Here is an 11,910-nt window from a genome sequence, read left to right on the forward strand (position 1 = left end):
TAAGTTTTATTATGAAGAGAATTTTGTTATAATACGAAAAGAAAAGGAATGAGTAAGATGTCATTTGAAAGACTTAATGAATTAAAAGCCTTATTAAATAAATATAACTATGAATATTATGTACAGGATACTCCTACTGTCACTGACCAGGAATATGACCGTTTAATGGAAGAACTCATCCGAATTGAACAGGCCAATCCTGCTTGGATTACAACAGATTCTCCAAGCCAGAGAGTAGGAGGAGAGGTCTTAGAAGGTTTCAAGAAGGTAACACATCAGCGTATGATGATGTCTCTTGGAGATATCTTTAATGAAGATGAAGTCTATACCTTCAATGATCGAGTTACAGATGTAATTCCTAATCCTGAATATATATGTGAGCTGAAACTTGATGGTTTATCTGTATCACTTGTATATCAGGATGGTGTATTACAATATGGTGCAACAAGAGGAAATGGAACGATTGGTGAAGATATCACCCATAACGTTAAGACTATTCGTTCTATCCCTTTACATATTGATTTTAATGGACCACTAGAAGTACGTGGTGAAATCATCATGCCTAAAAAGGCATTAGAAAGATTAAATGAAGAGCGTACTGAAGCAGGTCTTCCTCTCTTTGCGAATTGTCGTAATGCAGCAGCAGGTAGTATTAGACAATTAGATAGTCGTATAGCGGCAAAAAGAGGACTGGATGCCTTCTTGTATCATGTGCCAGAAGCATCACAACTTAATGCAACAACACATTATGAATGCTTAGAAAAGATCAAGGCTCTTGGATTTAAGACAAATCCTTATACACGTAAATGCAAGAACATTAAAGAAGTATGGAACTATATTGAAGAAGTTGCAAAACTCAGACCAACACTTCCATATGATATTGATGGTGTTGTTATTAAGGTTAATGATCTTAATTCACAAAGAAGACTTGGTTATACAGCAAAAGTACCTAAATGGGCGATTGCCTACAAGTTCCCAGCAGAAGAGGTTATTACTAAACTTAAAGATATTGTTTTTACAATTGGACGTACAGGACAAATTACACCTAATGCAGTGCTAGAACCAGTACGTGTGGCAGGTTCACTCGTACAGCGTGCGACACTTCATAATGAAGACAATTGTATCCGTAAGGATATTCGTATTGGTGATGATGTTATTGTAAGAAAAGCAGGGGATGTTATTCCAGAAGTTGTTTCTTCTATTAAAGAAAGACGTACAGGTCATGAAATACCTTTTAAGATGATTACAGTATGTCCTAAATGTGGTTCACCACTTGTAAGAAAACCTAATGAAGCAGCTTATTATTGTATGAATGAAGAATGTGATTCAAAGAAGATTGAAAAGCTGATTCATTTTGCCAGCCGTGAAGCAATGAATATTGATGGACTCGGTGATAAGATCATCGAACAGTTCTATAACTTAGGCTTTGTGACATGTATTGAAGATATATATCATGTGGATATACATGAAAAAGAAATCATGGATATTGAAGGTTTTGGAAAGAAATCCATGGATAAGCTACTAGAGGCAATCGAGAATAGTAAAGCTAATTCTTTAGAAAAACTCCTATTTGGGCTTGGTATTAAGGGCATAGGAGCTAAGATGGCAGATACACTTGCATATCATTTTGGTTCTATGGATGCACTTCTTAATGCGAATTATGTACAATTAACAAGCATCAAGGATGTAGGGGATACAATTGCGTCTTCTCTTGCAGCATTTAAGCGTAATGAACGTAATCTAGAAATGATTGCTCATTTGAAAGAATTAGGTTTAAATATGGATTATTTAAAGGTACGTGATACAGGTGGTAATCCATTTAGAGATAAGACAGTCGTAATTACTGGGACACTTACACTTATGACTAGAAAGCAGATTAAAGACTATTTAACAAGCCAGGGTGCGAATGTCACAGGAAGTGTATCAAAGAAAACAGATTTAGTGATTGTTGGGGAAAATCCAGGATCTAAATATACAAAAGCAGTTGATCTTGGTATTTCAATCATGAACGAATCAGCATTTAAGGAGGCTAGCGGACTATGAAAAAATTTTTAAAAGCTCTTGTTAGTATCATGCTCGTTCTTGCGACAGGATGCTCCAGCAAAACTGTAAAAACATCAAATAGTACAAAAGAATCATCTGCAAAGACATTTGATGGTAATTACTACAACATGATCAACAATGGTCGTTCTAAGAATAGTGAGAAGTTCTATTTAAACTTCAGTAATACAAAGGATTTAGTTACTATTGGTTCAGGATTGCAGATTCTTTCAACAAAGCATTTCTCAACAAATGATTATTATTTATCAGAAGGATTACAATTAACACCAACTGATTACAATAATCTATTAAAAAGAGATGCTGCAGGAACTAAAGAAGAAGATAAGAAATATCCTGATACATTACAGATAGAAAGTGGTAAGACATATGAAGGCTTACAAAGCCCTGTACTTGTGTCTAATATCACTGAACAGGATTATTATAAGAAGAGTGGTTCTAGTTATGCCTTGAAAGGTATAAGTGTTGCTATTATTCTTGATCCTAAGGAACAGATTGATGGAAAGCTTTCTTCTCCTGCAATTACTTTAAGTGATGAAAAGTTAAGAAGCTATGCCCAGCAGTGTGTTAAGAAAGCATACAAATATATCCGTTCAAAGAAGAAAAAACTTGCAGATGTTCCAGTTATGATTGGTATTTATCGTGCGAATAATAATGAAATATCTGAAACAAATGGTAATTATATTTATGAATCTTTCTGTGAAGGTGGCAGTGTCGGTACTTTAAAGAATGTAAATCATGAAAATGTATACTTTACAAGTACTCGTGCAACTAAGTTAGACCCAGCCACTGCATCAGAATTTGCAACTATCAAGTCTAACTTGAAGAAAGCTTCTACCGAAGCTGCCGGTTTAGTTGGGCAGGCCAACTATATCGATGATACGATCCAGACAATGAAAATCACAGCACACTTGAATATCAAGACATATACAGAATTACTATATCTGACTTCAGTGATTGCTGATAACATTAATAGTAAATTCACACAGGACTTTAATATCAAGGTTCTTGTGTATTCACAGGATGAATTGATGGCTGTGATTATTAAACAAAAAGGTGAAGATGCAAAGACATCTATATTAGAACAGTAGGAGGTCAATTATGGACGATACAGATTTAATGTTGAAAAAACTAGGAAGAAAAACCATGTTCAACATCACTGACGAAGAAATGCCAGCATTAAGAGAACAGTATGAAGTATTCATGAGCCATGTACAGGCACTTGATGAAATTGATACTGAAGGTGTAGAACCTCTCGCATTCCCTTATGTGGTTGAAACAACATTCTTAAGAGAGGACGAACCTAATCATGTAATCAGTACAGAAGATGCATTAAAGAACTGCAAAACTGTACAGCGTAATCAGATCAGAGTTCCAAAGGTGGTAGGATAATGGTGACACATACTATTGAAGAATTACATGAACTTTTCAAAAGTGGAGAGTTAGATGTAAAAGAATATTATAAAGAATTATTTAAAGAAGCAAAGAAACAGCAGGAAAGACTGAATGCCTTTGTAACTATTACTGAAGATGAAGCATACAAGGCTATTGAAGCTCCTATGACTGATGATCTTTTATCACATATTCCATATGTTTTAAAAGATAACTACAACACTAAGGGTATTAAGACAACTGCATCTAGTAAGATGCTAGCTGATTATGTACCAGTATTTAATGCTCATGTTGTTGATTTGTTAAATAAGCATGGTGTTGGTTTAGTAGGTAAGGCTTCTATGGATGAACTTGCTATGGGTGGTACTAATAAATCAGCTTTAACTGGTCCAGTACACAACCCTTGGGATACAAGACGTATTTCTGGTGGTTCATCAGGAGGATCTGCAGCACTTGTTGCAAGTGGTCTTATTCCATTTGCACTTGGTAGTGATACAGGTGACTCAATTAGAAAACCAGCAGGTTTTTGTGGGATTGTAGGTTTTAAACCAACTTGGGGTAGAATCTCTCGTTATGGTGTTATTCCTTATGCATCTTCTTTAGACCATGTTGGAGCATTTACTAGAAATGTACGTGATATGGCGATTGTCACTGAAGCATTAGCTGGTAGAGATAATCGTGATATGACTTCATCAAATAGAGAAGTACCACATTACTTAGATAACTTAACTACTGATATTTCTAACTTAAAGATTGGTGTATTAACAACTGTATCTAATGAAGTAAGAAATGAAGAAGTAAAGAAAACTTTTGAAAATGTTGTTGAAACATTAAAGTCTCTTGGTGCAACAGTAGAAGATGTTGAAATGGATAAGAAACTCATGAAGACATTACTTCCTACATATACTATTATTGCCAACTCAGAAGCAACAAGTAACCATTCATGCTTAGATGGTGTTAAGTATGGTGATAGACAGCAGGGTGATACACCTGATGATGTTATGATCAATTCTCGTACTGATGGTTTTGGTGATCATATTAAGAGAAGATTTATTCTTGGTAACTTAGCTCTTGCCACTGAAAATCAGGAAAAGATGTTCAGAAAAGCACAGAGAGTCAGAAGACTTGTAGTAGATGAATTAAATAAGATCTATGAAAACTATGATATCATCATTGCGCCTAATGGCGGAGGTGTTGCACCTTTAATTGATGAAGCAGCTGAAGATTATTTAAGTGATGAATATATTATTCTTGAAAACTGGTTATGTCTTGCCAACTTTGCAGGTACACCATCAATCTCTATCCCTTCTGGATTTGTAGATAATATGCCAGTCGCTGTCAATATTTCAGGACGTATTTTTGAAGAACAGACTGTCTTGAACTGCGCTTATGCATTAGAAGAAGCATTAGGATTCAAGAACCAGTATAAGAGGGAGGACTAAAGATGGATTACGAAAGAGTCATCGGGCTAGAAGTACATTGCGAATTAAAGACTAATTCAAAGATGTTCTCTGCTTCACCAGTTACATTTGGTGAAGATCCAAATACAATGATCAATGAAGTAGACATGGGTATGACAGGTACATTACCATGTTTAAATAAAAGAGGTGTAGAATTTGCGATTCGTGTATGTCATGCATTACATATGGAAATTGATGAATTACTATGCTTTGACCGTAAGAACTACTATTATTCTGACCTTCCAAAAGGTTTCCAGATTACTCAGGATAAAAGACCTATCGGACGTAATGGTTATTTAATGATTGAAGTAGATGGAGAAGAAAAGCGTATCGATATCGAAAGATTACATATGGAAGAAGATACAGCTAAACAGCTTCATTTAACTGATTATTCATTAATTGATTACAACCGTGCTGGTATCCCACTAATTGAAATCGTTACTAAGCCTTGTATCCGTTCAGGTAAAGAAGCAAGTGCTTATCTTGAAGCGTTAAGACAGGTATTCTTATATACAGAAGTATCTGATGCAAAGCTTGAAGAAGGTTCTATGCGTTGTGACGTTAACGTATCTATCCGTCCATTTGGTCAGGAAGCATTTGGTACACGTACAGAAATCAAGAACTTAAACTCTATCAGCAACGTTCAGAAAGCTATTGATTATGAAGCAGGACGTCAGCAGGAAGTCATTGAATCTGGAGGAGAAGTTCTTCAGGAAACAAGAAGATATGATGAAGTAGAAAAAGTGACTACAGTGATGCGTTCTAAAGGGGATGCCGTAGACTATAAGTACTATACTGAACCAAATATCTTACCTATTAGATTAGATCATGCATGGGTAGAACAAATCAAAGATGAATTACCTATGATGGCTGGAGAAAGAGAAAAACATTATGAAGAAGAGTATGGTATTCCTAAGGTAGATGCGAAGATTCTAGTTTCTACTAAGTCTATGTCTGATTACTTCAATGAAGTAATCAAATATACTAAGAACTATAAGAATGCTTCTAACTGGTTATTAGGTGATGTTTTAGCTTTCTTAAATAAGAATAACCAGTCTTATGATGATATTGAATTAAATCCAGAATATTTAGCTAAATTAATCAATTTCATTGAAGATGGTACTATTTCTTCTAAACAGGCTAAAAAGGTCTTTGAACCAATGATGACAGAAAATAAAGATCCTGAAAAGATCATTGAAGAAAAGGGTATGAAGCAGATTTCTGACCCTAACGCTTTAAAAACTATGGCGAATGAAGTATTAGATGCCAACCCACAGTCTATTGAAGACTATGCGAATGGTAAAGATCGTGCTGTAGGATTCTTAGTAGGACAGGTTATGAAGAAGTCTAGAGGACAGGCTAACCCAGGTATGGTTAACAAGTTACTTGTTGAACTTCTTAAAGAAAGAATTAAATAACTATACTTTACTTTATATCTTTGGTAAAATAGAAGGGTAAAGTAGGTGATTAATGTGTCCAAAGAAAGATTTCATTTTGATGATGAAGAAGATGTAGTTATCCAGACACCTAAGAAGAAGGCTGAAAAGAAGCCAACTCCTAAAGAAATGGGTATAAAACCTTCTAATAAGTCAAAAAAGAAAATTAAAACAAGATATATTGTGCTTGGAATCGTTGCAGTACTTGTACTTGCACTTGGAATCTATTTATATAGTGCTTTAAAGGATGAAGGAGCTATATATGGTGAACGTTGTGAAGGACTTGTAATAGTTCAAAAGAGTGTCTTAGATGATACAGTCAACGAAGCTAAATCTAAACATAGTTCTATTGCATCTATGAATATTGAAACAGCATGTAAGCAGTTCAAGGTGGATATTGAATTTACTAATGGTACATCAGTTAAAACTGCTGAACAAATTTCAAAAGATGTTGTAAAAATCCTTGATTCTAAAGGTGGTCAATCGGCTTATGAAGGATCTGACTATACAGAATTACTTAATAAGCATAATGGTGTAAAACAGTATGAAGTAAACCTTTATTTAACTGGTGGTAACGATACTGATTTCCCAATGTATGGTACAAAACAGGCAGGTAAGGATGATATCGCCTTTACTCTTGCATCTGTAAAGGATCAAGAAACAACAAATAAAGCGAAAGCAACAGAACAATAAACAAAAAGCGATTTTAAATCGCTTTTTTTTAACGGGGAGGCTATATATGAATAAGAGAGATCAATTTATAGGTGAATGTATCGATTATACACATGATGGTTTAGGTGTAGTAAAGCATGATAATACAACTATTTTTGTGAAGAATCTATTACTTCATGAAACAGCTAAAATAGAGATTATTAAGGTGCTTAAGAGTTATTGCGTAGGTAGAGTAGTAGAACTACAGACTCCTTCTATTGAACGTATAGAGCCAAAATGTGAATGTTTTAAACAATGTGGTGGTTGTTCCTTAATGCATATGTCAGATCAAGAACAACAGTCTTTTAAGACTAATAGAGTGAAAGAAACATTCTTAAAGATTGCTCATCAGGACTTGAGAGTCAATGATTGTTTAATGGATCAAGACCCTTATCATTATCGTAATAAGGTACAGGTTCCTTTTGGAATGCAGGATGGACAAATTGTCTCTGGATTCTATAAAGCACGTACAAACGATATCATTAATAACGATTACTGTCTTATTCAGAATGAATTCTCTAATAAGGTCATTAAACGTATTAAAGAATTGTTTGAAAAATATCATATTCAGCCTTATGATAAACTCACTAAAACAGGCAATATCAAGCATGTATTAACTAAGACAAGCTATCATAAGAATGAAGCCATGGTTGTATTTATCTCATATAAGAAGAAAATCCCACATATTCATGAAATCATTGATACTTTAACTCATGAATATCCAGAAATACGTACAATTATTCAAAATATTAATTCCCGTCATGATAATGTGATTCTAGGAGAAGAAGAAAAGGTACTATATGGAGAAGGGTATATTGAAGATACACTTCTAGGAAATACTTATAAGATTTCTATGAAGTCTTTCTATCAGATTAATCCAAGACAGGTAGAAGTACTTTATTCTAAGGCCATTGAATATGCAAAATTTCAACCAACTGATGTAGTCATTGATGCATATTGTGGTATTGGTACTATTTCTTTGACTCTTGCGAAACATGTTAAGAAAGTCTACGGTGTAGAAGTTGTTCCACAGGCGATTGTAGATGCAAAAGAGAATGCTGAAAGAAATCATATTACAAATGCGGAATTTGTATGCGATGATGCAGGTCATTTCATGACTGAATTTGTAGAAAGAAATGAAAAGGTGGATTGTGTTATGGTGGATCCACCTAGAAAAGGATGTTCTACTGAATTCCTAGAAAGATTGACTACACTCTCTCCTGAACGTATTGTCTATATTTCATGTAATGTAGCGACTCAGGCAAGAGATTTAACTTACTTGGTAGAGAAGGGTTATAAGCCAATAGATGTACAACCAGTAGATATGTTCCCACATACTCCTCACATCGAAAATATCTTATTGTTGAGTAAATAATATGTTCCCATTTAATGATGATCCTCGTACTGCATGTATAGTATGCAGTCATGTATTAAATAAAGAAGAACCTATTACTTATATCTCTCATGATGAGGATGGTATGTGGCAGTTCTTATGTGGTAAAGAACATACGACAGATGATGCAAGAATTGTATCTCTAGAAGAAGTCTATGCATTAGACCCTTCTATTGGTGAAGTAGCAGATATGCCTTGTGGTTGTTATATGAATAAAAAGTAAAGTGAAGCCTCCTATGTATGTAGGGGGCTTTATATATTAGAAAAAGTAGAATTTGATCAGATAATGAATATTGACTTAAACTATGCTAAAAATAATGATTCTATTTCTGTTGAAGAAACTTTTAAACGATTAGAAGAAGACATACAATTAAATTTGGTTATGAGAAAAACTTCTAAGAGATAGTGAAATACCTATTTTTTAGAAGTTTTAATTATTTATCAGTCATGTTGTTTCTTCATTTTAGCCATTAAAGCTAAAATTTCCTGTGGGTTTGTTAACTGACGTCCAGGAAGTGTCTGTTTAGGTGTGCGGTCACGCTCGGCTTCATCAATTGCATCTACAAAACGCTTTACACTATCTGGCTTTGATATAACAAAATTATGAGTAATACTTGAAGTGGGCATACTGATATCTCCTATTTTCTACTTTATTATAGGCAATGTGATATAAGAATACAATCTTAAAATTTACAATTAATTTAGAATGATATGTAAACAAAATGGTTATCTCAAAAATGACAATTAACTTCTGCTCCCTGTAATGATAAATGGACTTTGTGCAAAGCATATGATAATTGTATCGTAATTCTCTTTACAGAGCTTTTATGTTGAATGATAAACAGAGTGGTATTAAAATTTATATATGAAAGCGAGGAAATAACCAATGAGTAGAAGAGTTAATAGAATACCTGTTGTTCTTGATACAGGTAATGTAAAAGAACTATCTCCAGAAGATATCAAGATGATCTTAAGAGCGGCTGATATGTGTATTATGAAAGCAGGAAGAAATATGCTTGCTAAGATATTAAAAGGTTCTAAGGATAAGAAGGTACTAGAACTTAAACTAAATGAGTGTCCTGCTTATGGCTATTATCATGATATGAAATTAGCTGATATTATGCATTATATTGATTGGATGATTGATGAGGATTATCTTAGAATAAAATATGATGGCCGTCTTCCCTTATTGGTATTTTCTGATGAAGGATGGGAGATAGAGAAGGAAACATTTGCTAAGGAATTATATCAACAATTCTGCTTGGATGTAAAAGAAAATAATCCGCGTGTCATTCATAAGCTAATCAAAGTAAATAGAAAGGTTATTTTACGTATACTTGATATTATTGAGGAAGAAGGCAATAAGGAATTTATTCCTTGTTTAGAAGCTTATAAAAAATTAGAAACAAAGAGAATTGGTAGACGTATTATTGAAGTAGAGAAGACAATTAAAGATAAAGTGTAGGAGTCAAGAAAAAAGTGGCAGGCAAGAAATACAAAATGTATCTTGCACTGTCACTTTTTTTGTATCATTGGAAGATCTATAACAAAGTAGTCCAATACGACATGTTAATCATGTCATTTTTTGTGGTTCTATCGTTAAATAATTACAAATACAGTATTATGTAAACATTATATGTAAGCGTATACACTTACATATTTGTATTATTCCAACAAAACAACCTCACATTTAATTATTACATGTCACAAATACCTAAATATGGAACAGTCTGTAGGGTAATTAGGATTGAAAATGTAACCGCTATCGTTTACTGTTATTTATAGAAAGTAATAGGCAATTAAAAAAGTATTATTTTGAAAATGGTATATAAAGGAAGGAGGAATAAATTTTTTTTAATCGTCTATTGTATACTTATGAAACAGAATTAGTTTATGTTGAAAAAGAAAGTTCAGCATTCGTTAACTGGAACGGATATAGAATGGCTATAGAATACAAAGGTAAATTATACTTTGCATGTGCTGGTTATCCTACATCTCGTCTATTACAGATTGATCCTAAGACTAAAGCAACAAAGGTTGTTATGCAAAAGACTGCAGAAAACTCAGCTTTTTCAAATGGTATTCGTGGTTTAACAGTGATGAATGGTAAACTACTCGTTTCTCTTGCGACTGATGGCGCTGATCCTGATCATATGTTTAAAAATGGTTCACAGCTTCCACAAGCTTATCAGAATGCCATTAAAGCAATCGCAAAGAAGGATGTACGTTATAAGGATGATAATCCAAGAATGGAAGGTGTACGTCTTCTTGAAACAGATGATCCTGAAAATGTAGATAGCTGGAAAGTCATTGCGAACCAGGAAACATTTGATAATCTGCCAGCATGCTGGATTCGTGATAGCATCAATGGTGGTGGATTATGGGATCTTGCGGAATTCAATGGTTCCCTTTATGTATCTATGGTTACAGGTAAGACAGATGCGACAACTGGTGTGACTCATAAGCAGGGCTTTGCAGTCTATCGTGGTGATCCACAAAAGGATGGTTCGTGGAAATGGACTCCAATCATTGGTGATACATCTAAAGGAGCTAAATATGAATTTGGTCTAGGTAAGAAACAGTCATGTGCTGGTAATCTTTACACATATAAGGATCATCTTTATATTGGTGGGTATAACGACCCAATGCTTGACTTAGCTGAAATTGGTAATAAAGCAGACTTCCACTTACTTTATGAGGATTTAAAGAATCCAGCCTGCTTAAATCGTATGGATAAAAATGGAAACATTGAATTAATCAATGATGATGGATTTGGAGCTGCTTCTACGCAGTACTTATGGAGATTCTCTGAATACAACAATAAACTTGTTATTGGTACATTTGATATCACTACACTTGCTAAAGGATTTACACAGCTCACTGATGGTAGTCTTTCAGAAATGACACCTGAAGAATTCAAGAAGAAGATGGATTATGTAGAAGACCTTCTTGAAAGCTTAAAGAAGGATCCTTCTGGAGTTGCAGTTGCATCTGAAGATGAATCAGTAGATGAAATGATGGATCAGCTAGAAGATATGAAAGATATCGTAGAAGGAGACAACAGATCAAGAGAAGTAGATCAAGATATTGTTGAAGTATATGATGAACTCATTGAAAACTATAAGAAATTTGTTAAACCATTATTACATGAAATTAATCCGGAACTTGAAAAACAGATTGATGATATTATCTTGAATAGTACAGTAGAAAACTTTGTATACTATTATGGATGCAGTCAGATTGTGTCTAAACAGGAAGCAGGATGTGATGTATTGGTTTCATCTGATGGTGTTCACTTTGATGCATTAACTCGTAATGGATTTAATGATAAGTATAACCATGGTGGACGTGCATTTGTTCCTACTGATAATGGTTTATTTATTGGCATGGCTAACCCATTCTGGGGTACTCAGCTTTGGAGAATCACAGATGGATCAGAAAATCCAAAACCAGATACAGA

The 11,910-nt window shown here is 34.1% G+C and carries 11 protein-coding genes; 10 read left to right on the forward strand and 1 reads right to left on the reverse strand.

Features of this window, described 5'->3' with window-relative positions:
- Positions 1–57 precede the first annotated feature (57 nt).
- From ligA to QVO42_RS03095, 8 genes are read left to right on the forward strand one after another with little or no spacing between them, the layout of a single operon-like run.
- Positions 58–2,043, forward strand: a complete 1,986-nt coding sequence (gene ligA / locus QVO42_RS03060; protein WP_022424715.1) for an NAD-dependent DNA ligase LigA — start codon at positions 58–60, stop codon at positions 2,041–2,043.
- Complete coding sequence (locus QVO42_RS03065) at positions 2,040–3,149, forward strand: CamS family sex pheromone protein (protein ID WP_022424716.1); 1,110 nt, start codon at positions 2,040–2,042, stop codon at positions 3,147–3,149. Before ligA ends, QVO42_RS03065 begins: the two co-directional genes overlap by 4 nt.
- Positions 3,150–3,159: 10 nt before the next feature.
- Entirely contained in the window at positions 3,160–3,450 is a 291-nt protein-coding gene (gene gatC, locus QVO42_RS03070; protein WP_006506605.1) for an Asp-tRNA(Asn)/Glu-tRNA(Gln) amidotransferase subunit GatC, read from the forward strand.
- Positions 3,450–4,892, forward strand: a complete 1,443-nt coding sequence (gene gatA, locus QVO42_RS03075; RefSeq protein ID WP_022424717.1) for an Asp-tRNA(Asn)/Glu-tRNA(Gln) amidotransferase subunit GatA — start codon at positions 3,450–3,452, stop codon at positions 4,890–4,892. The genes gatC and gatA overlap by 1 nt, the downstream gene beginning before the upstream one ends.
- A gap of 2 nt (positions 4,893–4,894) precedes the next feature.
- The gene (gene gatB, locus QVO42_RS03080; RefSeq protein ID WP_022424718.1) at positions 4,895–6,328 is read left to right on the forward strand and encodes an Asp-tRNA(Asn)/Glu-tRNA(Gln) amidotransferase subunit GatB; all 1,434 of its coding nucleotides are present in this window, start codon (positions 4,895–4,897) and stop codon (positions 6,326–6,328) included.
- A gap of 54 nt (positions 6,329–6,382) precedes the next feature.
- Positions 6,383–7,039 carry a hypothetical protein gene (locus QVO42_RS03085; protein WP_288163689.1) on the forward strand — a complete coding sequence of 219 codons (657 nt, stop codon included), beginning with the start codon at positions 6,383–6,385 and terminating at the stop codon, positions 7,037–7,039.
- Positions 7,040–7,085: 46 nt separating this feature from the next.
- Positions 7,086–8,432 (forward strand): 23S rRNA (uracil(1939)-C(5))-methyltransferase RlmD, encoded by a 1,347-nt coding sequence (gene rlmD / locus QVO42_RS03090; protein ID WP_022424720.1) that lies wholly within the window; start codon positions 7,086–7,088, stop codon positions 8,430–8,432.
- Between the two features lies 1 nt (position 8,433).
- A complete protein-coding gene (locus QVO42_RS03095; protein WP_022424721.1) occupies positions 8,434–8,673 on the forward strand; it encodes a hypothetical protein in 240 nt (79 codons plus the stop codon).
- A gap of 218 nt (positions 8,674–8,891) precedes the next feature.
- Here QVO42_RS03095 and QVO42_RS03100 read toward each other — a convergent pair whose 3' ends face one another.
- Complete coding sequence (locus tag QVO42_RS03100; RefSeq protein WP_022424722.1) at positions 8,892–9,077, reverse strand: cupredoxin domain-containing protein; 186 nt, start codon at positions 9,075–9,077, stop codon at positions 8,892–8,894.
- A gap of 259 nt (positions 9,078–9,336) precedes the next feature.
- On the opposite strand from QVO42_RS03100, the gene QVO42_RS03105 reads away from it, so the two are divergent.
- The gene (locus tag QVO42_RS03105) at positions 9,337–9,915 is read left to right on the forward strand and encodes an RQC-minor-1 family DNA-binding protein (protein ID WP_022424723.1); all 579 of its coding nucleotides are present in this window, start codon (positions 9,337–9,339) and stop codon (positions 9,913–9,915) included.
- A 475-nt stretch (positions 9,916–10,390) separates the two neighbouring features.
- The coding region (locus QVO42_RS03110) for a hypothetical protein (protein WP_288163693.1) at positions 10,391–11,910 on the forward strand (1,520 nt) is incomplete at its 3' end.

The organism is Catenibacterium sp. CAG:290 (assembly GCF_000437715.1).
Lineage (GTDB): Bacteria > Bacillota_I > Bacilli_A > Erysipelotrichales > Coprobacillaceae > Catenibacterium > Catenibacterium mitsuoka_A.

Coding starts and splice junctions, on each gene's coding strand:
- ligA (WP_022424715.1), top strand. CDS start 58: ATGTCATTTGAAAGACTTAATGAATTAAAAGCCTTATTAAATAAATAT.
- QVO42_RS03065 (WP_022424716.1), top strand. CDS start 2,040: ATGAAAAAATTTTTAAAAGCTCTTGTTAGTATCATGCTCGTTCTTGCG.
- QVO42_RS03100 (WP_022424722.1), bottom strand. CDS start 9,077: ATGCCCACTTCAAGTATTACTCATAATTTTGTTATATCAAAGCCAGAT.
- gatC (WP_006506605.1), top strand. CDS start 3,160: ATGGACGATACAGATTTAATGTTGAAAAAACTAGGAAGAAAAACCATG.
- QVO42_RS03095 (WP_022424721.1), top strand. CDS start 8,434: ATGTTCCCATTTAATGATGATCCTCGTACTGCATGTATAGTATGCAGT.
- QVO42_RS03105 (WP_022424723.1), top strand. CDS start 9,337: ATGAGTAGAAGAGTTAATAGAATACCTGTTGTTCTTGATACAGGTAAT.
- rlmD (WP_022424720.1), top strand. CDS start 7,086: ATGAATAAGAGAGATCAATTTATAGGTGAATGTATCGATTATACACAT.
- gatA (WP_022424717.1), top strand. CDS start 3,450: ATGGTGACACATACTATTGAAGAATTACATGAACTTTTCAAAAGTGGA.
- gatB (WP_022424718.1), top strand. CDS start 4,895: ATGGATTACGAAAGAGTCATCGGGCTAGAAGTACATTGCGAATTAAAG.